The sequence below is a fragment of the Massilia sp. IC2-477 genome, assembly GCF_020707265.1.
In the GTDB taxonomy this organism is placed as follows: Bacteria; Pseudomonadota; Gammaproteobacteria; order Burkholderiales; family Burkholderiaceae_D; genus Telluria.
In genome coordinates, this window is the sequence record NZ_JAJFEQ010000012.1 from 32700 (window position 1) to 53088 (window position 20389).

The following is a 20389-nucleotide window of genomic DNA, read 5'->3' on the forward strand; positions in this document are numbered from 1 at the left end:
TCCCTGCTATTGACCCTTGATGGCAGTGCGGGTTTCAGCGCCCCGCGGCCGACACCGCGACCGGATCAACCTGAAGCCAGAAAGTGACGGGACCATCGTTGATGAGCGAAACTTTCATGTCCGCGCCAAATCTGCCGGTCTCGACAATGCCATGGCGTTCGCGGGCCCGGCGCACGACATGGTCGAACAGGCGCCGCCCGTCTTCCGGCGCCGCCGCCGGCGAGAACGAGGGACGGGTGCCCGATTTCGTATCCGCCGCCAGCGTGAACTGCGGTACCAGCAGCAGGCCGCCGGCGGTATCGGTGACGCTGCGGTTCATCTTGCCGGCCTCGTCCGAGAACACCCGGTAAGTCAGCAGCTTGGCCAGCAGGGCCTCGGCTTCGCGCTCGGTGTCGCCCTTCTCGGCACACACCAGCACCATCAGGCCGGGGCCAATCGCGCCGACGGTCTCGCCATCGACGCGCACGCTGGCTTCGCTGACGCGCTGCAGCAGTCCGATCATCGCTCCGGCGCACCGGCGAGGGTCACGCGCGCAAACTTGCGCTTGCCCACCTGCATGACGAAGGTGCCGGCCTCGATCTGCAGGCCTTTATCGCTGACGACGGCGCCGTCGATGCGCACGCCGCCCTGGTCGACCATGCGCATGGCTTCCGAGGTCGAGGCGCACAGGCCTGCCGCTTTCAGCAGCTGGGCCACGCCCAGCGGCGCGCCAGAAAGGGTGACTTCCGGCACTGCGTCCGGGATCCCGCCCTTGGAGCGGTTGACGAAGTCGGCCAGGGCATCCTCGGCGGCCTGGGCCGAGTGGAAGCGCGTGACGATTTCCTTGCCCAACGCCACTTTCGCGTCACGTGGGTTGGCGCCTGCAACGACCTCGGCCTTGACCTGCGCGATCTCGGCGATCGAGCGGAAGGACAGCAGGTCGTAGTACTTCCACATCATGTCGTCCGAGATGCTCATCAGCTTGCCGAACATGGTGTTCGGGGCCTCGGTGATGCCGATGTAGTTGTTCTTCGACTTGGACATCTTCTCGACGCCGTCCAGGCCTTCGAGCAGCGGCATGGTCAGGATGCACTGCTGTTCCTGTCCGTAATCTTTCTGTAACTCACGGCCAACAAGGAGGTTGAACTTCTGGTCTGTGCCCCCAAGTTCGAGATCCGCCTTCAAAGCGACCGAATCATAGCCCTGCATCAAAGGGTAAAGGAACTCATGCACCGCAATCGGGGTCCCACTCTTGTAGCGCTTGGTGAAGTCGTCGCGCTCCATCATGCGTGCCACGGTGTAACGCGAGGCGAGCTGGATCATGCCGCGCGCGCCCAGCGGGTCACACCATTCGGAGTTGTAGCGGATTTCCGTGCGCGCGGCGTCCAGCACCAGGGACGCCTGGCGGAAATAAGTCATCGCGTTTTCCTCGACCTGCTCGCGGGTCAGCGGCGGACGCGTGGCATTGCGGCCCGAAGGGTCGCCGATCATCGAAGTGAAGTCGCCGATCAGGAAAATCACCTGGTGACCCAGGTCCTGCAACTGGCGCATCTTGTTCAGCACCACGGTATGGCCGAGGTGCAGGTCGGGCGCAGTCGGGTCCAGGCCGAGCTTGATGCGCAGCGGCGTGCCCGATTGTTCGGAACGCGCCAGTTTCTGGGCGAACTCGCTTTCGATCAGCAGTTCATCGACACCGCGCTTGGTGATGGCCAGCGCCTCGAGCACCTTTTCCGTCAACGGCAGGGGGGCGGAGGATTTTGCCGGGACGGTGCTGCCGGACGCTTCGTTTGAAGTCATAAATTCGTGTAGGAAAATATCTAAGACGGTTGTAGGACCACTTCTTTTGGTATAATTCACGATCCATTTTATGTTTCCCGCAGATAACTTTGCAGAAACATAAGAGAAAAGATCCTGGAAGTTCAGCCGCAAATTTTAACTGATTGCATGAACCCTATACAGAAAATCACCCGTCAAAGCCTGCTCCAGCTGGTGCCCCGGACCCGCAAGGCGCGTATCGTCAGCGCCGGCGCTGCGTTCCTGAGCGTGTGCGCCTTCGGCGCCGTCGCCGTGGCCCCGATCGCTCCTGACGCGGCGGACGTGCCGGTCAAATCGATCGAGCAAACCCTGGAACTGCCTAACCTAGCAGACCAGATCGCCGCCCTCCAGCAGAACGAGCAGCAATTCATCCACGAGGAGCGTATTCGCCCAGGCGATTCGCTCGGCTCCCTCTTCAACCGCCTTGGTGTCGACGACGCCGACGCCCAGAAATTCGTCCGCACCGACAAGACCGCCCGCCGCCTGCTGTCCCTCAAGACCGGCAAGCGACTCCAGGCCGAAACCGATGAAAATGGCCTGCTGCTGTCGATGCGCGCCACGATCACCGACGGCAAGGCTGGCGAAGCGCGCCAGATCTCGGTCGAGCGCCAGGGCGACAAGTTCGTCGCTGTCGAAGCGCCGGCCAAGCTGGAACGCCGCGTCGAAATGCGTTCGCGCGAGATCACCAGCTCGCTGTACTCGGCCACCGACTCCAATGTCGACGGCGGCAGCATGCCGGATTCGGTCGTCAACCAGATGATCGAGATGTTCTCGACCAACATCGACTTCCGTTCGGACATCAAGCGTGGCGACCGCTTCAATGTTGTGTACGAAACCTTCTGGCTCGACGGCGAACTGGTCAAGACCGGCCGCATCCTGGCGGGCGAATTCGTCAACCGCGGCGTGGCCTACCAGTCGGTCTGGTACGAAGACCCGGTCACCAAGCAGGGCGGCTACTACAGCCTGGACGGCAAGGCGCTGAAGAAGGCCTTCCTCAAGTCCCCGCTCGAATTCTCCCGCATCTCGTCCGGCTTCTCGATGCGCGTGCACCCGATCTCGGGCAAGTGGAAGGCGCACAAGGGCGTCGACTATGCCGCCTCGATGGGCACCCCGATCCGCGCGGTCGCCGACGGCACCATCGACTTCGTCGGCGTCTCCGGCGGCTACGGCAACCAGGTCGTGCTCAAGCACTGGTCGAACTATAGCAGCGCCTACGCCCACATGAGCCGCTTCGCACCTGGCCTGCGCAAGGGCAGCAAGGTCAGCCAGGGCCAGGTAATCGGCTATGTCGGCTCGACCGGCTGGTCGACCGGCGCCCACCTGCACTACGAGTTCCGTGTCGCAGGCGAAGCCAAGGACCCGAACAAGTTCAAGTCGCTGGCCCAGCAACCGCTGACCCCGGCGGAAGCCGCCCGCTTCCGCATGGCCGCCGCCGACATGAAACACCGTTTCTCGCTGCTTGCACCGAGCGGCAACGCAATGGCAGCCCGCTAAGCGCGCTTAAGCGTCTCCCCAGAAACAAGAACGCCCCGCCGCATCGTCGATGCCGCGGGGCGTTCTGTTTTGGGAGACTGGTTCAGGAATCGCGGCGTTCCGCCGCGCACGCACGGTAGGCCAGCGCGGCGTAGGTGGCGGACAAGGCGCCCAGCCCGCCGCCCAGGCCGACATGGCCGCCGAAGACGAAGCCGGCGCAGCTGATGCCAAAGGCGACAGCCGCGAATGTGAAATGCTTCGATTTCCTCATGTCCCTACCCCACGCAAGTGTGCGATGCGAAACCAGTCTAGCACTCTGATTTTCCGCAATATGCGCACATTGCAACAAACGTAGCTGAATTACAGTATTCAGTTGCCGCTTTGCATCTTGGCGCGGGTGTCACGATCGAGCAAGGCCCTCAGCAGCGCAGTCAGGGGATGGGCTGCCGTGTATTGCCGGCCGTAGTCCAGATTAAAACCGTAATCGAAGTCGGGGGGATTGCGGCCTTGGTTGTGCTGCAAAACAGTTTCCAGTTTGTCGAAAGCCTTTACCAGCGTGGCCTCGCGCGAGCTTACCGCGTCGTACTCTTCCCACAGGGACATCAGTTGTCCGCGCAGGCCGGGGTCGAGTGGCGCGGTGAGCTGCAGCATGTCCTGCCGCTCTTGCAGGCGCTTGGCCTCCCGGTCCACCTGGGCCATAGCGGGAATGTCGCCGTGGATTGCTTCTCCCAGGTCGTGCAGGATGCACAGCTTGAGCAACTTCAGCATATCGACGCCGGGCAGCTGGTCTTCGAAGGCGAGGACCAGCAGGCACAGGCGCCAGCTGTGCTCGGCCGTACTTTCCGGGCGGCCCTGCGAGGTGTGTCCGCTGCGCAGCGTGTCCTTGAGCGCCTCGGCCGCCTTCAGGAAGGCGAGCCGGCCTTCGAGCAGTCCCTCGTCCATGTCAGCGCATGCAGTCGGGGAAGGACAACTTGCCGTTGCGGGCTTGGCACTGCTTGACGTTGGGAGGCAGGTCCGTGAAGGTCTTCGATTCGCCGTTCTTCAGCTTGAACTCGGCAAACACTGCGTGGGTGCAGACCAGGGAGGGAGAGCCATTCTTGACGGCCGCTTCCTTGCAGTCGGAGGCGTACAGCAGGAAGGCACATTCGCCCAGCAGGCCGGCGCCGCAGCTGTAGGTCGCAGTGGTACGCCCGCCCAACTGCATGGTGGGTTGGGCGCTGGCGGTCGCACCGGCCAGCGCCAGGAAAGCGGCAAGCATGAAAGAAGGCTTCATCATGGTGGAATGCGTCGTTCAAAGTTGCGACGATAGCACGGCGGCGGCCGGAATTCCTCCAAAACTCTCGCTCGATGGCTGCAGGCGCTTTCTTCCTCGCACTTCCACCGCCAGCCGCCACCGTACTGCCCCAGCGCTTGGGCTGGAAGTTCTCGTCCACCAATATGCGAAACATGCCTCGCTTCCGCTTTTGGCCTCGACCGTTTAGTATGGCCTGTCGCATCGGCATGCTTTCCTACTGAATATGAACACCTCCTCTCTCTATATCGGCCTGATGTCTGGCACCAGCCTCGACGGCGTGGACGGCGTACTAGTCGACTTCGCCGGCGGCAGCATCCGCAGCATTGCGGCCGCCTTCACGCCCTTCCCTGCGGAGCTGCGCAGCGAACTGATGGCGCTGCAGGCCGCCAGCGAGAACGAGCTCGAGCGCGAAGGCCTGGCCGCCAACGGCCTGGCCCTGTGCTATGCCGACTGCGTGCGCCAGCTGCTGCCGTCTGCCAATGGGCCGGTGGCGGCGGTGGCCGCGCATGGCCAGACCATCCGCCACCGTCCGGAACTGGGCTTCACGCGCCAGACCAACAACCCTGCCCTGCTGGCCGAACTGAGCGGCATCGACGTGGTCGCCGACTTCCGCACCCGCGACGTTGCGGCCGGCGGCCAGGGCGCGCCGCTGGTGCCGGCCTTCCATGAGGCAGCCTTCGGCAAGCCGGGGACGGCGCGCGTGGTGGTGAACATCGGCGGGATCGGCAACATCAGCGTGCTGCACGGCGACGGCCGCGTGACCGGTTTCGATACCGGCCCGGGCAATGTGCTGATGGACCTGTGGATCGGCCGCCACCTGGGCAAGCCCTACGACGAGGATGGCGCCTGGGCCGCCGGCGGCGGCGTGCACCAGCCACTCCTCGACGCCCTGCTGGACGAGCCCTACTTCCGCCAGCCGGCCCCCAAGAGCACCGGCCGCGACCTGTTCCACGACCGCTGGCTGGATGCGAAGCTGAAGGGATTCGAGGATCTGGCGCCGGCCGACGTGATGGCGACCCTGACGCGCCTGACGGCGGTGACGATCGGCGACGCCATCCGCGACGAAAACGTGGCGGTGGAGGCGGTCTACGTGTGCGGCGGCGGCGCCTATAACGCCACCCTGCTGCGCGAGATCGGCAGCGCGCTGGGCGGGACGCGGGTGGAATCCACGGCGGCGCTCGGCATCGCGCCGAACCGGGTCGAGGCGCTCGCCTTTGCCTGGCTGGGTTACCGCTTCATGGAGCGCCAGCCGGGCAACCTGCCGGCGGTGACGGGCGCACGCGGGCCGCGCATCCTCGGCGCGCTGTATCCGGCCTAATCCGTAGGGTGGGCGGGGAATATAGTCCAGTGAACTATATTCCCGCCCACGCGGTCAAATCACAGTACTGCAGCCCGTGCGGCTGCTCATATCACAACTATCACCGCGTGGGCGGGCAAGCCGCCCACCCTACAATTCCATATCCGGCGTAAACGTCAAAGCCCGGTCGGAACCGGGCTGTTGAAAAGGAACGGCCCGGACGAACCGGGCCGTTGGCTGCCCGGATCGCCGGGCGGCCTGGGGGTCAGGCGGAGAACGACGAACCGCAACCGCAGGTCGAGGTGGCGTTCGGGTTCTTGATCACGAACTGGGCGCCTTCGAGGTCGTCTTTGTAGTCGATCTCGGCGCCGACCAGGTACTGGTAGCTCATCGAGTCGATCAGCAGCTGGACGCCGTTCTTTTCCATCGTGGTGTCGTCTTCGTTGACGATCTCGTCAAACGTGAAGCCGTACTGGAAGCCGGAGCAACCGCCACCCTGCACGAAGACGCGCAGCTTGAGATCGGGATTGCCCTCTTCCTCGATCAGCTGAGCAACTTTCTGTGCGGCGCTGTCGGTGAAGTTGATCGGGACGGGGATCGTGTCGTGCTCTTGCACTTCGGCGACTGCGGTCATGAAACACTCCTGGTGAAATACGAATTGCAGCCATTATAGACCGTTGGCGCAACTCATGCTGCCGACCCTGCCGCCTAACCAGCAGCAGCGTCGGCTAGATGAAACACCGGTTCGCTGGCGGGTTCGTGGGTCAGTTTCCCCGTCACGAGGGCGCCGCCATGCATCTCGAGCAACCGGTAATGTACATCACCATGTATGCGGCCTTTCGGCTGTAATTCAAGGAGTTCCGACGAATACACCGAGCCGGCGATGTAGCCGTTGACCACCAGGCTGGCGCAGCGCACCTCGCCTTCGATCCGGGCGTGCTCGGACACGATCAGCATCGAATCGGCACCTTCCGCCGCCACCACGTTGCCGTGTACCTCGCCATCGATGCGCAGGCCGCCGGTAAAGCACAGGTCGCCTTCGATCCGGGCAGAGATGCCAACCAGGCTGTCAATTTCGCTTTTTACTTGCCGACCGAACATGATCCACCCCCGTCAAATGTGTACCCGCGCATCAGTCAATTTACCGTGCTCAACAAGTACGGCCTTGATGTAGATCGGCTCGGCAGGATTGCGTGCCGGAAGCGCTCCGGCGCGGAGGAATAAAAAAGGCCGCGTCGAGCGCGGCCTTGGATGGGGAGCCCCTGGATTAGGGCAGCAGCGCGATCTGCTTCAGCCCGGTAGTCTCGTCCAAGCCGAACATCAGGTTCATGCACTGCACCGCCTGGCCGGAAGCGCCCTTGACCAGGTTGTCCTGCACCACCAGGATCACGACCGTATTGCCGCCTTCCGGACGGTGCAGCGCCAGGCGCAGCATGTTCGAGCCGCGGGTCGAGCGGGTTTCCGGGTGCGAGCCGAAGGGCATCACGTCGACAAATGCGCTGTCCTTGTAGGTGTCCTCGAACAGGGCCTGCAGGGCCGCGTCGTCGATGTCCTTGGTGAGGCGCGCGTACAGGGTCGCGTGCATGCCGCGGATCATCGGCACCAGGTGCGGGGTGAAGATCAGGCCGACCTTCTGGTCGGTGTAGCGCGCCAGCTGGGCCGAGGTTTCCGGGGTGTGGCGGTGGCCATGCACGCCGTAGGCCTTGAAATTGTCGCTCGACTCCGAGAACAGCGTGCCGATCTCGGCCTTGCGGCCGGCGCCCGAGACGCCCGACTTGCAGTCGGCGATCAGGTTGCCCGCATCGATCAGGCCGGCCTTGAGCAGCGGCACGAAGCCGAGCTGCATGGTGGTCGGGTAGCAGCCCGGGTTGGCGATCAGGCGCGCCTTCTTGACGTCGTCGCGGTTCAATTCCGGCAGGCCGTACACGGCTTCCTCGATCAGTTCCGGCGCGGTGTGCGGGATCTTGTACCACTTCTCGAACGTGGCCTGGTCCTTCAGGCGGAAGTCGGCCGCCAGGTCGATCACCTTGACGCCGGCCGCCAGCAGCGCCGGGGCTTGCGCCATGGCGACGCCATGCGGGGTGGCGAAGAACACCACGTCGCACTGGGTCAGGTCGGCCTTGTCCGGGCTCGAGAAGGCCAGGTCGACAACGCCGCGCAGCGAGGGGAACATGTCGGCCACCGGCAGGCCGTCTTCCTTGCGCGAGGTGATCGCGGTCAGCTGCACATCGGGGTGCACGGCCAACAGCCGCAGCAATTCCACGCCCGTGTATCCGGTTCCGCCAACGATGCCAACTTTGATCATGTTCTGTTCCTTCGTGATGTAAAAATGACCTTTCCAGGACGAGGCTGCATTTTAACAGCGGTGAAAAATGCGTGTGGCGAGGGACCTGCAAAGGATATTTGCACCCTGAGCTCTGCAGGCAAATATTCTTTGCAGGCGCTTCGTGACAGCCCTTAGTGCAGCTGGTTCTTGAGCCGGCGCAGTCGCCATTCGATGAAGATGCCGGCGAAGCCGCAGGCAAAGACCAGGGCGCCAATGTATTGCAACATCCGGTTGCCGGTGCTTTCCATGCCCCTGATCCTGGTCAGCTCGAAGCGGCGCTTGCCGTTTTCGGTGGCTTCGTAATAGACGGTGCCGCGGCTTTCGGGCCATTCCACGGTAAGCGGACGCTCGCGCCTGGCCGTGAACTCGGACAGCAGCTTGCTCGCCTCTTCATTCGAGATGAGTTTGGCACGCTGCTGCAGAGCCAGGATCTTTCCGTAGCTGTCAAACACATTCTCCCCTTCGCCAGCCAGGAACACTCCGGGAGATTTGTAGACGTACAGGTTGTTCGGGAAAAAGATGCCATCGTTCGCCGCCAGCATGATGGCGAAACCGAGTAGCCATGCTCCCGCCGATCCGAACAGCCAGCGCCTGGTCTGGTGCACCTGTTCGGTGACGACCTGGTTCTTGAACTGGCTGACGGCCGGGACGTGGCGCAGGGTGGTGTCGATCACGTCCCGGTCCATCTCCTGCAGGAAGGTGGCCGCGTCTACCCCCAGGGCCGACACGATGGTGTCGAACATCTCGGCCGAGGGGATCGACTTGTCGTTTTCCAGCTTCGACAGATAGGACTGCTCGATGCCGGCCAGCGCCGCGAACTGCGGCTGGGTCAGTCCCTTGTCGGTCCTGAGGTCCTTGAGTCTTTCGCCAAAATTCATGTCATCCCCTCCTGAAAGTCGATGGAAAACCCGTATTCTTGGGGATTCATGCAGGACTTGAAAGATGAATATCGGCGAATACGCATGAATCTGGCTGCTCGCCATGCGCGGCGCATGAAAGCAGCAGTAATGGACCCGAAAAACAAAAAGCCGCCCACCTTGCGGAGGACGGCTTTCGCAGCAGCGCCCGGAGGCGCTGCCAGCAGCAGGAGGCGAATTAACGCTTCGAGAACTGCTTTGCGCGGCGTGCTTTACGCAGGCCGACTTTCTTACGCTCGACTTCACGGGCGTCACGGGTGACGAAACCGGCACGTGCCAGGTCGCCCTTGAGGCCTGCGTCGTAGTCGATCAGGGCGCGGGTGATGCCGTGGCGGACGGCGCCTGCCTGGCCCGACTCACCACCACCGTGCACGTTGACCTTGATGTCGAAACGCTCGACGTTGCCGGTCAGTTCCAGCGGCTGACGGATGACCATCAGGCCGGTTTCGCGCGAGAAGTATTCTGCGGCCGGCTTGCCGTTCACGATGATCTGGCCCGAGCCAGCTTTGATGAACACGCGAGCGACTGCACTCTTGCGACGGCCAGTGCCGTAGTTGTAGTTACCGATCATGTCAGTTCCTTAGAGGGTCAGTGCTTGTGGTTGCTGTGCTGCGTGCGGGTGCGAACCTTCCGCGTACACTTTCAGCTTCTTGATCATTGCATAGCCCAGCGGGCCCTTCGGCAGCATGCCTTTGACAGCCTTTTCCAGGGCACGGCCCGGGAAGCGCTGCTGCATCTTCAGGAAGTTGGTTTCGTAGATACCGCCCGGGTAGCCCGAGTGACGGTAGTAGGTCTTCTGGGTGGCCTTGGTGCCGGTCACGCGCAGCTTGCCTGCGTTGATGACGACGATAAAGTCACCGGTATCGACGTGCGGAGTGAATTCCGGCTTGTGTTTGCCGCGCAGTCGGAGTGCCACTTCGCTGGCAACACGTCCGAGGACCAAGTCCGTCGCGTCAATCACAAACCAGTCGCGCTGGACTTCATGGCCCTTAGCGGAAAAAGTTTTCATGTTGACTTCCTAATAAGTTAAATGCTCACTGTGGTGGTTCCGCCCTTGTTGCAGCGGACTCTGCCTTATTATCTTCCCTGAGCAAAGGGAAAGCCCACGATGATAGCCGAACAGCAGACTTCCCGTCAATCCGCGCAGGGCCCGCTGTCGCATTTTCTCCGCCCGCTTCTGACTTAGTTCGTTCTTCGCAAACAAAGCATTCCCTGATCGCATAATTTCATGCGATGGTGCAACTAAGACATTGACCGTTAAAACGATGCCAATCTAGTATGCAGGCATCCTTTGAGGAGATTGTGTGAAGACAAGATCGTTACTTCCCCTGGCTGCGCTGTGGCTGGCCGCCTCCGCAGCCCAAGCCCTGCCCTCCGGCGCGGCCGCCACCGCCGCATCCAAGGCCGTCCGCGGCTGCCACCTCCCCGGCGTCACCGATACCCTGCGCTGCGTCACCATCGACGTGCCCGTGGACCATGCCAAGCCGGGCGGCGACAAGCTGAAAATCCACGTCACCATCGCCCCGGCCCACCGCCAGGGCACGCGCGGCGATCCGCTGTTCGTGCTGGCCGGCGGCCCCGGCGAAGCCGGCAGCGACGTCGCCCCCTTGCTGTCCACCGCCTTCAACCGCGTGCGCGCCACCCGCGACATCGTCTTCATCGACCAGCGCGGCACCGGCCGCTCGGGCAAGCTCGATTGCAAGAGCAAGCCGGAGCACGAGCGCATGACCGAAGACCAGCTGGAAGCGGAACTGCGTAGCTGCATCGCGGCGACCAAGGCCCCGTTCGCGGCCTACACCACCGACGCCGCTGCGCGCGACATTGAAGCGGTGCGCACGGCGCTCGGCTACGGGACGGTCAACGTGTTCGGCGGCTCCTATGGCACCCGCCTCGGCCAGGCCTATGCGCGCCTGTATCCGCAGAGCGTGCGCAGCCTGGTGCTGGATGGGGTGGCCGCGCCCGACCAGGTGATCCCGGCCGGCGCCAAGGATGGCCAGGCCGCGCTCGACAAACTGTTTGCCCAGTGCGCCAAGGATGCCGGCTGCAACAAGACCTATCCCAACCTGCGCGCCGAATACGAAGGTCTGGTGGCGAAGCTGGAAGCGGCCCCGCTCAAGCTGAACCTGCCCGATCCGCGCACCGCCCAGCCAGTCGAGATCACCATGACGGCCTCGCGCTTCCTCGGCACCGTGCACGGCATCCTGTACTCGCCGGCCGACGCGCGGCGCCTGCCCTTCCTGGTGCACAGCGCCGCCCAGGGCCGCTGGCAGCCCTTCATCGCGCGCCAGAACCTGTCAGGCGATTTCGGCGGCGAAGGCCATATCGCCACCCTGCTGCACTTCGCCGTGGTGTGCGCCGAGGACGTGCCGCGCATGACACCGGAGCTGCTCGCCGCCGACAAGGGCAAGCTGACCAAGACGCTGGCCGACAAGATTCCTTCGCTCTGCAAGGCGCTGAACGTGCCCGCCGTGCCGTACAAGGAGCCGGCGCGCATCGAGGCCCCGGCCCTGCTGCTGTCCGGCGCGCTCGACCCGGTCACCCCGCCGCACCGCGCCGAAACGGCCGCCAAGTACATGAGCCGCGCCCAGCACGTGGTGGTGGACAACGTCGGCCACGGCGTGTCGCAGCTCGGCTGCGCGCCGCGCCTGCTGCGCGCCTTCCTCGACAAGCCGCAGGACAAGCTGGACGCCGCCTGCCTGAAAGAGATTCCGCCCCCGACCTTCCAGCTCGGCAGCTTCGGCCCGCAACCATAAGGCAAAGAACATGATTGAAGTCCACGATGTACGCAAGAAGTTCGGCGCCGTCCAGGCCTTGGGCGGGGTCAGTTTTACCGCGCGCGACGGCCAGATCACCGCGCTGCTGGGCCCCAACGGCGCCGGCAAGACCACCCTGCTGCGCACCCTGGTCGGCCTGCTCAGGCGCGACCACGGCAGCATCGCGATCGACGGCGTCGACCCTGAAAAAGATCCGATGGAAGTGCGCCGCAACATCGGCTTCCTGACCGACCAGTTCGGGCTGTACGAGCGCCTCAGCACGCGCGAATACCTCGTGTATTTCGGCGAGTTGAACGGCATGAAGGGCCCGGACCTGAACAAGCGCATCAACGAAGTGTCCGAGCTGCTGGGCATGGAAGATATCCTCGAGCGCCGCACCAAGGGCTTCTCGCAGGGCCAGCGCATCAAGGTCGCGATGGCGCGCACGCTGCTGCACCGCCCGCGCCACCTGCTGCTGGACGAACCGAGCCGCGGCCTGGACGTCATGAGCACGCGCGCCCTGCGCACCGCCCTCAACGTCCTGCGCGCCGACGGCTGCTGCGTGATCATGGCCACCCACGTGATGCAGGAAGTGACCGCGCTGTGCGAAGACGTGATCGTGATCGCCGGCGGCCACACCGTGGCCCAGGGCTCGCCTGAAGAACTGTGCCGCCGCACCGGCATCGCCAACCTCGAGGACGCGTTCGTCAACCTGGTCGGCACCGAAGAAGGAATCGCATGAAAACCAAACTCTGGATCGTCTTCTGGAAGGAGCTGCGCGAGACGCTGCGCGACAAGCGTTCGCTCAGCATGCTCGCCCTGTTCACGCTGTTCTACCCGGCCATGATCGGCCTGATGCTGCACCAAGGGATCAACAAGAGCACCAAGACCGAACGCGAAGGCATCGAGCTGGCCGTGATCGGCGGGGCCAAGGCGCCGACCCTGATGTCGCAGCTGGCCCAGAAGAACATCACCGCCAAGGAGACGGCGCCGATGGACGAGGAAGCCATCGGCGAGCTGCTGCGCTCCAAGAAGGTGGCGGCGGTGCTGCGCCTGCCGGACGACTACACCGACAACTACATGGCGATGCGCCCGGCGCGGGTCGAGATCTGGTACGACTCGGCCTCGGACCGCGATCGCCAGCGCGGCGACGTGGAAGAGGTGCTCAGGGCCTACGGCAGCAACATCGCCGGTGCGCGCCTGCTGGCGCATGGCGTGTCGCCGGCCGCCCTCAACCCGGTCATCGTGCAACGCTACGACACCGGCACCAATGCATCGCGCTCGGCAGTCCTGATCGGCGGCATCATCGGCATCCTGTTCTTCCCGGCCTTCATGCTGAGCATGTCGGCGGCGGTCGACAGCACCGCCGGCGAGCGCGAACGCCGCTCGCTCGAAGTGCTGATGGCGCAGCCGGCCCGGACCTGGGAACTGGTGTGCGGCAAGTGGCTTGCCGCCAGCACGCTCGGCATCGTCGGCGTGACGCTGGAACTGATGCTGGCGCACCTGATCCTGAGCTGGCTGCCGCTGGAAGAACTGGGCATGACCTGGAGCCTGGGCTGGGGCGACCTGCTGCTGGTCTGCCTGGTGACGGTGCCGCTGGCGCTGCTGGGCGGCGCACTGCACATCGCGCTGGCGATGAACTCGAAATCGTTCAAGGAAGCGCAGACCATGATCAGCTTCGTGCTGATCGTGCCGATCATCCCGGGCTTCGTGGTGTCCTTCATGGAGCTCAAGACCGCGCAATGGATGTACATGGTGCCCTTCCTGTCGAACCAGACCCTGGTCACCGAGATGTCGAAGGCGGGCCACGTCGGCGCCATGCCTTTCCTGCTGACCGTCCTGTGTTCGGCAATCCCGGCCGCCCTGATCATCGCCTATGCCAGCTGGCGCATGAAGAGCGAGCGCTACGTGCTGGGCGTCTGAGGCCATCCGCGCCATCGACCTCGAAGGGGCGTCCGGCAAGGGCGCCCGAAGGGGACAACCACTGGTTGTCCCCTTCTGTTTTACAATGCTCCGGCTACAGCATCCTCAGCGGAGAAATCGAATGGAAGTGAAAGTCAGCTGGAACGGCCCCTCGGGCATGAGTTTCCGCGCCGAGACCGGCAGCGGCCACATGGTGGCGATGGACGGCGCGCCGGAGGGCGGCGGCCACAACCTGGCGCCGCGCCCGATGGAGATGGTCTTGGTCGGCACCGGCGGCTGCACCGCCTACGACGTGGTCCTGATCCTGAAACGCGGCCGCGAGGACGTGCGCGGCTGCGACGTGACGCTGCAGGCCGAACGCGCGGAGACCGATCCCAAGGTGTTCACCAAGATTAACTTCCACTTCACGGTCACGGGCCGCAACCTGAAGCCGGCGGCGGTGGAACGGGCGGTGAGCCTGTCGCACGACAAGTACTGCTCGGCGTCGATCATGCTGGCCAAGACGGCGGAGATCACGCATACGGTGGAGATTGTGGAGGTTTGATCTGATTGCTGGCCGATTGACGGCTTCAGATCTCGCCACCAGCCTTTAATCCGTCATGCGCGCCACTGGCGCCCATGACTTCCGGCGAAGGCCGGAATCCAATTTGCATGAGCAGTCGTAACGCATGCAAAATTGGGTTCCGGCCTTCGCCGGAACGACGTTTATGGGCAGCGTGAAACGAATCGGGGAGCGTGTCAGCCCCCCATCCATCAAATGCGATACGCCGTCGTCGTCATCACCTTCGACATCGCCTGCATCAGGAACTTCACCGGCACCGGCGTCTCCGCCGCGCCCAGCGCCTGGGCCGACGCGCCGTGGGCGATTTCATCGACCCGCATCTGCTCCACGATCGCGCGCGAGCGCACATCCTGTGGCGGCAGGTCTTCCAGGTGGCGGTTCAGGTGCGCCTCGACCTGGCGCTCGGTCTCGACCACGAAGCCCAGGCTCTGCGGGTCGCCCAGCTTGGCGGCGATGCTGCCCAGCACGTAGGAACCGGCATACCACAGCGGATTGAGCAGACTGGGCTGCGAACCCAGTTCGGACAGGCGCTCGGCCGTCCAGGCCAGGTGGTCTTCTTCCTCGCGCGCCGACTTGGCGAACTGGGAGCGGATCGCCGGGCTCTTGCCGAAGCGCGCCTGCGCATCGTACAGCGCCTGCGCGCACACTTCGCCGACATGGTTCACGCGCATCAGGCCGGCGCTGTGGCGGCGGTCGTCGTCGCTCAGCTCGCAGTCGGTGTGCTGGGTGCCCGGGTTCGGACGCGAGGCCGCGGCGACGCCGCCGACCACGCGCAGGGCCTTGTCGAAACCGGTGATCAGGCTGTCGAGGGGGGTACTGGAACGGTATGCACTCATGATGTTGTCGATGCGATATGCGAAAACATCATTATAGGCCTTGCCGGGATGGGCCGGCGCTAGCTGCCGGGAAGCTCGGCCTTGCGGCGTGCGATCCAGTCGGCCAGCGGTCCGGCCGGCTCCAGCCCCGAGATGTTCTTCGCCACGCCCAGGTTCAGCTCGAGCAGGAAGGGAATCGACGGCGCCGGGACTTCCGGGCAGTGGCGCGCGAACGCCTCCATGAAGCGCGCCGACTCGACGGTCGGCATGACCTTCTCGCCGCTCATGAACTGCAGCACGCTGGTGATGGTATGGCCCTTGCCCAGGGTGTGGTAGATGAAGCGGTTGAATTCGCGGTCGACTTTCTTGAAGTCGATCGCCTCTTCCGTCATCAGCGCCGCCAGGTAGAACAGCCCGAGCGCGACCCGGAACCAGTCGGTGGATTCGGCACGGTCGCGTCCTTCGCGCATCAGCGCCAGCAGCTTGTCCTGGATGGCCTTGTTCATCCTGCCATTATCCACGTTTATACGGCTAGCGCGAGCAATGTTTACAAAAAGAAACACCTCGTGCATGGCGTCATCGGCCTATCCCCGGATTATGCAGTCTGGGCCACTAATGCGTCCGTGCGTCGCAGAGATACCACAAACATCAAAACAATTTAATACAATGCAAGTGTAGAAAAGGTTTATATGCACGCTTGGGGGCATGGCATGGAATTGAAGATCCGCAATTTGTCGAAGACCTACGCCAATGGCGTGGTCGCGCTCGACCGCGTCACGCTGACCATCCCGGCCGGGATGTTCGGCCTGCTCGGTCCGAACGGCGCCGGCAAATCGACGCTCATGCGGATCCTGGCCACCCTGCAGGAGTGCGATTCGGGCTCGGTCTTCCTGGACGACATCGACGTCCTGGACGAAAAGGACGAGGTGCGCCGCATGCTGGGCTACCTGCCGCAGGATTTCGGCGTCTACCCGAAAGTGACCGCTTACGAACTGCTCGACCATTTCGCCCAGCTCAAGGGCCTGTCGCACAAGCACCGCAGGCGGGAAGTGGTGGACGGCCTGCTCCAGCAGACCAATCTATGGGAAGTGCGCAACCAGCGCCTCGGTACCTTCTCGGGCGGCATGCGCCAGCGCTTCGGCATCGCCCAGGCCCTGCTGGGCGACCCGCGCCTGATCATCGTCGACGAACCGACGGCCGGCCTGGACCCGCAGGAACGGGTGCGCTTCCACAACCTGCTGTCCGAGATCGGCGAGGACAAGACCGTCATCCTGTCGACCCACATCGTGTCCGACGTGGCCGATCTGTGCTCGAACATGGCGATCATCAACAAGGGCCACGTGCTGCTGTGCGGCGACCCGCAGGACCTCACCTACGAGATCGAAGACTTCATCTGGGCGCGCTTCGTCACGAAGCAGGAGCTGCCCGTGTTCCAGAAGCGCCACCAGGTCATCTCCACCCGCCTGCTCACCGGCCGCACCCTGATCCACGTGTATTCCGAGACCGACCCGGGCGACGGCTTCGAACCGGCCCGCGCCAGCCTGGAAGACGTCTACTTCGCCACCATCGCCGGCAAGCATAATGCCGCAGCAGGGAACTGCTGATCTATGGGGCAGCTCTTCGCCATCGCCCGCTTCGAGGCGCGGCAGCGCCTCAAGCTGCTGTCGACCTGGATCTACTTCGGCATGTTCCTGGCGCTGGCGATGCTGTGGATGGCGGCCGCCGGCGGCGCCTTCAAGGACGCCCTGGTCACCTTCGGCGGCCGGGTCCTGATCAATGCGCCGCGCCAGGTCGCGCTGACCGCGTCCTTCCTCGGCTGCTTCGGGGTGATCGTGGTGGCGGCCGTGATGGGGCGCTCGGTGCAGCAGGACTTCGAATACGAGATGCAGCACTTCTTCTTCAGCGCGCCGATCCGCAAGGCCGACTACGTGCTGGGACGCTTCCTCGGCGCCTTCGTCACGCTGGCGGTGATCCTGTCGAGCATCGTGCTGGGCGCCTGGCTGGGCAGCTTCATTCCCGGCATCGAGCCCGACCGCGTCGGACCCCACCACGTCTCCAGCTACCTGCTGCCCTGGCTGCTCACACTGCTGCCGAATACCTTCATCTTCGGCTCCCTGTTCTTCGTGCTGGCCGCGCTGTCGCGCCGCATGCTGCCGGTCTACGTGGCCAGCATCGTCATGATGATCGGCTACATCGTCGCGCCATCGCTGGCGCGCGACCTCGACTACAAGACCCTGGCCGCCCTGATCGATCCCTTCGGCACCACGGCCCTGATCCGCCTCACCGAATACTGGCCGATCGCCGAGCGCAACGCGCGCCCCGTGATGCTGGAAGGCGTCTACCTGGTCAACCGCCTGATCTGGATGGCCTTTGGCCTGGTGGTCCTGCTGCTCGGCTACTGGCGCTTCCACACCACCGGCAACCTGGACCCGCGCCACAAGAAGGGCCAGGGCCAGCAGCTGGCCGACACGCTCGCCGGCCTCGCTCCCGGCAGCCTGTCCCACTCCGCCGTCGACACCCGCGAGCGTCCCGACTTCGAGCGCCGCAGCCTGGCCGTGCTGCTCGGGAAATCGGTCCTGTACAACCTGCGCGAATCGTGCCGGAACGTCTACTTCCTGGCGCTGGCGATCGCCGGCGCCCTGATCCTGGCGGCCAGCTCGCTCGACCTGGGCTCGATCTACGGCACCAATACCTATCCGGTCACCTACATGGTGCTGGAACTGATCCGCGACGTGTTCGCGCTCTACATGCTGGTGGTGACCACCCTGTTCGCCGGCGAGATGGTGTGGCGCGAACGCGAGGCGCGCATGTCGCAGATGCTCGATGCCATGCCGGCGCCGACCTGGCTGCCGCTGGCCGGCAAGACCCTGGCGCTGGTCGGCCTGCAGGCCCTGCTGCTGCTGATGGCGATGGTGGTCGGCATGCTGATCCAGCTGTTCAAGGGCTGGTTCGGTCTCGAGCCGGGCCTCTACCTGCGCTTCCTGTTCACGGTGCTGCTGCCGCAGTACGTCCTGCTGGCGGCGCTGGCCGTGGCGGTGCAGGTCATCGTCAACAACCGCTACCTGGCCTACTTCATCCTCATCGCCCTGTACCTGGTCTTCACGACCGCCGCGAGCATTGGCTACGACCACCCGATGCTGGTGTACGCCGGCTCCCCATCCTTCACCTATTCGGCGATGAACGGCTTCGGCCACTACCTCCTGCGCGAGCACCTGTTCCAGCTGTACTGGAGCGGCCTGGCCCTGATGCTGCTGGTGGCGGCGCGCGTGCTGTGGGCGCGCGGGGTCGACAGCGGCTGGCGCGAGCGCCTGCGCCTGGGCCGCCGCAACCTGACCCAGCCGGTGCTGGCCGGCTTCGGGATCGGCTTCCTGATCTTCGCGGGCACCGGCGCGCTGCTGGCGTATGAACTGCACGCCGGCCGCTTCCAGACCAGCGCCCAGCAGGAACGCCAGCGCGCCGAATACGAACTGCGCTACCGCCGCTACGCCAGCCTGCCGCAGCCGCGCATCAGCGACGTGAAACTGGCGGTGGACATCCATCCCGAGCAGCGCAGCCTGCGCGTGAAAGGGACCTACCAGCTCGAGAACCGGACCGGCAAGCCGCTGCAGGACGTGATCCTGTACCAGGATCGCCGCGCCAACCTGGAATTCAACCTGTCGCAGCCGGCGCGTCCCGTGCAGGCCGATCCGGAGCGTGGCTTCTACCACTTCCGCCTGGCCGAACCGCTGGCCCCGGGGGCACGCATCGCCCTCGAATTCCGCGTCAGCTACGTACCCGGCGGCCTGCTGGGACTGGGGCGCGACACCCCGGTGGTGGGTAACGGCAGCTTCTTCACCAATGAGCTGATGCCGCGCATCGGCTACCAGCCCGCCGTGGAGCTGACGGACGACCGCGACCGCAAGCGCCGCGGCCTGCCGCCGAAGGATCCGATGGCCGCGCGCGACGACCAGGCCGCACGCGCCAACAACGGCCTGGGCGTGGACGCCGACTGGATCGGCTTCGATGCGGTCGTCTCGACCAGCCCGGACCAGATCGCGATCGCTCCGGGGACGCTGGAGAAGGAGTGGATCGACAAGGGCCGCCGCTGGTTCCACTACCGGATGGACAAGCCGATCCTGAATTTCTATGCGATCCAGTCGGCGCGCTACGAAGTACGGCATGACCGCTGGCAGGACGTGACCATCGACGTGTTCTATCACCCGGGCCACGAAGTCAATGTCGAGCGCATGATCCGCGGCGCCCAGGCCGGCCTCGACTACGCCTCGCGCCGCTTCGGCCCCTATCCCTTCCGCGAGCTGCGCATCGTCGAGTTCCCGCGTTACGGCAATTACGCCCAGGCTTTCCCCGGCACCATCCCGTTCTCGGAAAGCATGGGCTTCATCGCCCGCATCGACAACGATTCGCCCAAGGACATCGATTATCCGTTCTACGTGAGCGCCCACGAGACCGCGCACCAATGGTGGGGCCACCAGCTGGTGGGTGCGAATACGCGCGGCGCTACCGCGCTGTCGGAAAGCCTGTCCGAATACACCGCGCTGATGGTCATGAAGCGCGCGACCGGCGGCCAGAAGATGCGCCGCTTCCTGCGCTACAACCTGGACGCCTACCTGATGGGCCGCGCCACCGAGCGCCGCAAGGAGCTGCCGCTGGCGCAGAACGAGAACCAGGACTACGTCCACTACCGCAAGGGCAGCCTGGCGCTGTACCTGCTGCAGGACCTGCTCGGCGAGGAAGTCGTCAACGGCGTGCTGCGCGGCCTGCTGCAGGAGCATGGCTTCAAGGGCGCGCCCTACCCGACGGTGACGGTGCTGGTCGATGCCCTGCGCAAGGTGACCCCGCCGGACAAGGCTTACCTGATCGACGACCTGTTCGAGCACATCGTCCTGTACGAGAACCGCGCCGACAGCGCCACCGTGCGCCAGCGCAAGGACGGCAAGTTCGAAGTCACGATCAAGGCCCATGCCGGCAAGGTGCGCGCGGACGAACTGGGCAACGAGAAGCCGGTGCTGCTTTCGGACTACATCGAATTCGGCGTCGACGACCGCAACGGCAAGCCGCTGGCGCGCGAGCGGCGCCTGGTCGACCGGGCCGCCCAAACCGTTACCCTGGTGGTAGACGCGCGACCGGCGCGGGCGGGCATCGATCCTGACAATAAGTTAATTGACAGAAAACCAACGGACAATATGCTTCCTGTCGACAACCCCTAAAATTAACGCTAATATTTCTGAAATATTA

At 64.3% G+C, this 20389-nt stretch carries 21 protein-coding genes; 8 read left to right on the forward strand and 13 right to left on the reverse strand.

Annotated features, from left to right (window positions below):
- Positions 1 to 34 precede the first annotated feature (34 nt).
- Both dtd and tyrS read right to left on the reverse strand, forming a co-directional pair.
- Positions 35 to 502 carry a D-aminoacyl-tRNA deacylase gene (gene dtd / locus LK542_RS20985; protein WP_227813452.1) on the reverse strand — a complete coding sequence of 156 codons (468 nt, stop codon included), beginning with the start codon at positions 500 to 502 and terminating at the stop codon, positions 35 to 37.
- Positions 499 to 1776, reverse strand: a complete 1278-nt coding sequence (gene tyrS / locus LK542_RS20990) for a tyrosine--tRNA ligase (RefSeq protein WP_227813453.1) — start codon at positions 1774 to 1776, stop codon at positions 499 to 501. The genes dtd and tyrS overlap by 4 nt, the downstream gene beginning before the upstream one ends.
- Positions 1777 to 1923: 147 nt before the next feature.
- Here tyrS and LK542_RS20995 point away from each other — a divergent pair, with 147 nt between their 5' ends.
- Entirely contained in the window at positions 1924 to 3288 is a 1365-nt protein-coding gene (locus tag LK542_RS20995) for a M23 family metallopeptidase (protein ID WP_227799884.1), read from the forward strand.
- Between the two features lie 82 nt (positions 3289 to 3370).
- Here the strand turns inward: LK542_RS20995 and LK542_RS21000 are convergent, their stop codons facing one another.
- From LK542_RS21000 to LK542_RS21010, 3 genes are all read right to left on the reverse strand, one after another.
- Positions 3371 to 3538 carry a hypothetical protein gene (locus LK542_RS21000; RefSeq protein ID WP_227799883.1) on the reverse strand — a complete coding sequence of 56 codons (168 nt, stop codon included), beginning with the start codon at positions 3536 to 3538 and terminating at the stop codon, positions 3371 to 3373.
- Between the two features lie 98 nt (positions 3539 to 3636).
- The gene (locus LK542_RS21005) at positions 3637 to 4209 is read right to left on the reverse strand and encodes an HD domain-containing protein (RefSeq protein ID WP_227813454.1); all 573 of its coding nucleotides are present in this window, start codon (positions 4207 to 4209) and stop codon (positions 3637 to 3639) included.
- A gap of 1 nt (position 4210) precedes the next feature.
- Complete coding sequence (locus LK542_RS21010; protein WP_227813455.1) at positions 4211 to 4543, reverse strand: hypothetical protein; 333 nt, start codon at positions 4541 to 4543, stop codon at positions 4211 to 4213.
- 241 nt (positions 4544 to 4784) lie between these two features.
- On the opposite strand from LK542_RS21010, the gene LK542_RS21015 reads away from it, so the two are divergent.
- The gene (locus LK542_RS21015) at positions 4785 to 5879 is read left to right on the forward strand and encodes an anhydro-N-acetylmuramic acid kinase (protein ID WP_227813456.1); all 1095 of its coding nucleotides are present in this window, start codon (positions 4785 to 4787) and stop codon (positions 5877 to 5879) included.
- Between the two features lie 244 nt (positions 5880 to 6123).
- Here the strand turns inward: LK542_RS21015 and erpA are convergent, their stop codons facing one another.
- The 6 genes from erpA to rplM all read right to left on the reverse strand — a co-directional run bounded on the left by erpA (position 6124) and on the right by rplM (position 10110).
- Positions 6124 to 6492 carry an iron-sulfur cluster insertion protein ErpA gene (gene erpA, locus LK542_RS21020; protein ID WP_227799879.1) on the reverse strand — a complete coding sequence of 123 codons (369 nt, stop codon included), beginning with the start codon at positions 6490 to 6492 and terminating at the stop codon, positions 6124 to 6126.
- 74 nt (positions 6493 to 6566) lie between these two features.
- On the reverse strand, positions 6567 to 6959 hold the full coding sequence (locus tag LK542_RS21025) for a polymer-forming cytoskeletal protein (RefSeq protein WP_227813458.1): 393 nt from the start codon (positions 6957 to 6959) through the stop codon (positions 6567 to 6569).
- Between the two features lie 166 nt (positions 6960 to 7125).
- Complete coding sequence (gene argC, locus LK542_RS21030) at positions 7126 to 8163, reverse strand: N-acetyl-gamma-glutamyl-phosphate reductase (protein ID WP_227813460.1); 1038 nt, start codon at positions 8161 to 8163, stop codon at positions 7126 to 7128.
- A gap of 152 nt (positions 8164 to 8315) precedes the next feature.
- Positions 8316 to 9062: a helix-turn-helix domain-containing protein gene (locus LK542_RS21035; RefSeq protein WP_227813461.1), complete on the reverse strand. Its 747-nt coding sequence runs from the start codon at positions 9060 to 9062 to the stop codon at positions 8316 to 8318.
- Between the two features lie 217 nt (positions 9063 to 9279).
- Positions 9280 to 9672: a 30S ribosomal protein S9 gene (gene rpsI, locus LK542_RS21040; RefSeq protein ID WP_227799874.1), complete on the reverse strand. Its 393-nt coding sequence runs from the start codon at positions 9670 to 9672 to the stop codon at positions 9280 to 9282.
- A gap of 9 nt (positions 9673 to 9681) precedes the next feature.
- Positions 9682 to 10110 carry a 50S ribosomal protein L13 gene (rplM, locus tag LK542_RS21045; protein ID WP_227799873.1) on the reverse strand — a complete coding sequence of 143 codons (429 nt, stop codon included), beginning with the start codon at positions 10108 to 10110 and terminating at the stop codon, positions 9682 to 9684.
- Positions 10111 to 10405: 295 nt separating this feature from the next.
- On the opposite strand from rplM, the gene LK542_RS21050 reads away from it, so the two are divergent.
- From LK542_RS21050 to LK542_RS21065, 4 genes are all read left to right on the forward strand, one after another.
- Positions 10406 to 11854, forward strand: a complete 1449-nt coding sequence (locus LK542_RS21050; protein ID WP_227813463.1) for an alpha/beta fold hydrolase — start codon at positions 10406 to 10408, stop codon at positions 11852 to 11854.
- Between the two features lie 10 nt (positions 11855 to 11864).
- Positions 11865 to 12596, forward strand: coding sequence for an ATP-binding cassette domain-containing protein (locus LK542_RS21055; protein WP_227799871.1), 732 nt, complete (start codon positions 11865 to 11867; stop codon positions 12594 to 12596).
- A complete protein-coding gene (locus LK542_RS21060; protein ID WP_227799870.1) occupies positions 12593 to 13777 on the forward strand; it encodes an ABC transporter permease in 1185 nt (394 codons plus the stop codon). The genes LK542_RS21055 and LK542_RS21060 overlap by 4 nt, the downstream gene beginning before the upstream one ends.
- Before the next feature lie 121 nt (positions 13778 to 13898).
- Complete coding sequence (locus LK542_RS21065; RefSeq protein ID WP_227799869.1) at positions 13899 to 14321, forward strand: OsmC family protein; 423 nt, start codon at positions 13899 to 13901, stop codon at positions 14319 to 14321.
- Between the two features lie 209 nt (positions 14322 to 14530).
- Here the strand turns inward: LK542_RS21065 and coq7 are convergent, their stop codons facing one another.
- Entirely contained in the window at positions 14531 to 15175 is a 645-nt protein-coding gene (coq7, locus tag LK542_RS21070) for a 2-polyprenyl-3-methyl-6-methoxy-1,4-benzoquinone monooxygenase (RefSeq protein ID WP_227799868.1), read from the reverse strand.
- 59 nt (positions 15176 to 15234) lie between these two features.
- A complete protein-coding gene (locus LK542_RS21075; protein ID WP_227799867.1) occupies positions 15235 to 15660 on the reverse strand; it encodes a hypothetical protein in 426 nt (141 codons plus the stop codon).
- Positions 15661 to 15864: 204 nt separating this feature from the next.
- On the opposite strand from LK542_RS21075, the gene LK542_RS21080 reads away from it, so the two are divergent.
- Entirely contained in the window at positions 15865 to 16758 is an 894-nt protein-coding gene (locus tag LK542_RS21080) for an ABC transporter ATP-binding protein (RefSeq protein WP_227799866.1), read from the forward strand.
- Positions 16759 to 16761: 3 nt separating this feature from the next.
- Positions 16762 to 20361, forward strand: coding sequence for a M1 family aminopeptidase (locus LK542_RS21085; RefSeq protein WP_227813464.1), 3600 nt, complete (start codon positions 16762 to 16764; stop codon positions 20359 to 20361).
- Positions 20362 to 20389: the final 28 nt, after the last annotated feature.

What these genes read in the sequence shown, in the direction of transcription:
- LK542_RS21065 (WP_227799869.1), top strand. Translation starts at nt 13,899, where the DNA reads ATGGAAGTGAAAGTCAGCTGGAACGGCCCCTCGGGCATGAGTTTCCGC.
- LK542_RS21000 (WP_227799883.1), bottom strand. Translation starts at nt 3,538, where the DNA reads ATGAGGAAATCGAAGCATTTCACATTCGCGGCTGTCGCCTTTGGCATC.
- LK542_RS21010 (WP_227813455.1), bottom strand. Translation starts at nt 4,543, where the DNA reads ATGATGAAGCCTTCTTTCATGCTTGCCGCTTTCCTGGCGCTGGCCGGT.
- tyrS (WP_227813453.1), bottom strand. Translation starts at nt 1,776, where the DNA reads ATGACTTCAAACGAAGCGTCCGGCAGCACCGTCCCGGCAAAATCCTCC.
- LK542_RS21080 (WP_227799866.1), top strand. Translation starts at nt 15,865, where the DNA reads ATGGAATTGAAGATCCGCAATTTGTCGAAGACCTACGCCAATGGCGTG.
- argC (WP_227813460.1), bottom strand. Translation starts at nt 8,163, where the DNA reads ATGATCAAAGTTGGCATCGTTGGCGGAACCGGATACACGGGCGTGGAA.
- coq7 (WP_227799868.1), bottom strand. Translation starts at nt 15,175, where the DNA reads ATGAGTGCATACCGTTCCAGTACCCCCCTCGACAGCCTGATCACCGGT.
- LK542_RS21075 (WP_227799867.1), bottom strand. Translation starts at nt 15,660, where the DNA reads ATGAACAAGGCCATCCAGGACAAGCTGCTGGCGCTGATGCGCGAAGGA.
- dtd (WP_227813452.1), bottom strand. Translation starts at nt 502, where the DNA reads ATGATCGGACTGCTGCAGCGCGTCAGCGAAGCCAGCGTGCGCGTCGAT.
- LK542_RS21015 (WP_227813456.1), top strand. Translation starts at nt 4,785, where the DNA reads ATGAACACCTCCTCTCTCTATATCGGCCTGATGTCTGGCACCAGCCTC.
- rplM (WP_227799873.1), bottom strand. Translation starts at nt 10,110, where the DNA reads ATGAAAACTTTTTCCGCTAAGGGCCATGAAGTCCAGCGCGACTGGTTT.
- LK542_RS21025 (WP_227813458.1), bottom strand. Translation starts at nt 6,959, where the DNA reads ATGTTCGGTCGGCAAGTAAAAAGCGAAATTGACAGCCTGGTTGGCATC.
- LK542_RS21060 (WP_227799870.1), top strand. Translation starts at nt 12,593, where the DNA reads ATGAAAACCAAACTCTGGATCGTCTTCTGGAAGGAGCTGCGCGAGACG.
- LK542_RS21055 (WP_227799871.1), top strand. Translation starts at nt 11,865, where the DNA reads ATGATTGAAGTCCACGATGTACGCAAGAAGTTCGGCGCCGTCCAGGCC.
- LK542_RS21085 (WP_227813464.1), top strand. Translation starts at nt 16,762, where the DNA reads ATGGGGCAGCTCTTCGCCATCGCCCGCTTCGAGGCGCGGCAGCGCCTC.
- LK542_RS21035 (WP_227813461.1), bottom strand. Translation starts at nt 9,062, where the DNA reads ATGAATTTTGGCGAAAGACTCAAGGACCTCAGGACCGACAAGGGACTG.
- rpsI (WP_227799874.1), bottom strand. Translation starts at nt 9,672, where the DNA reads ATGATCGGTAACTACAACTACGGCACTGGCCGTCGCAAGAGTGCAGTC.
- erpA (WP_227799879.1), bottom strand. Translation starts at nt 6,492, where the DNA reads ATGACCGCAGTCGCCGAAGTGCAAGAGCACGACACGATCCCCGTCCCG.
- LK542_RS20995 (WP_227799884.1), top strand. Translation starts at nt 1,924, where the DNA reads ATGAACCCTATACAGAAAATCACCCGTCAAAGCCTGCTCCAGCTGGTG.
- LK542_RS21005 (WP_227813454.1), bottom strand. Translation starts at nt 4,209, where the DNA reads ATGGACGAGGGACTGCTCGAAGGCCGGCTCGCCTTCCTGAAGGCGGCC.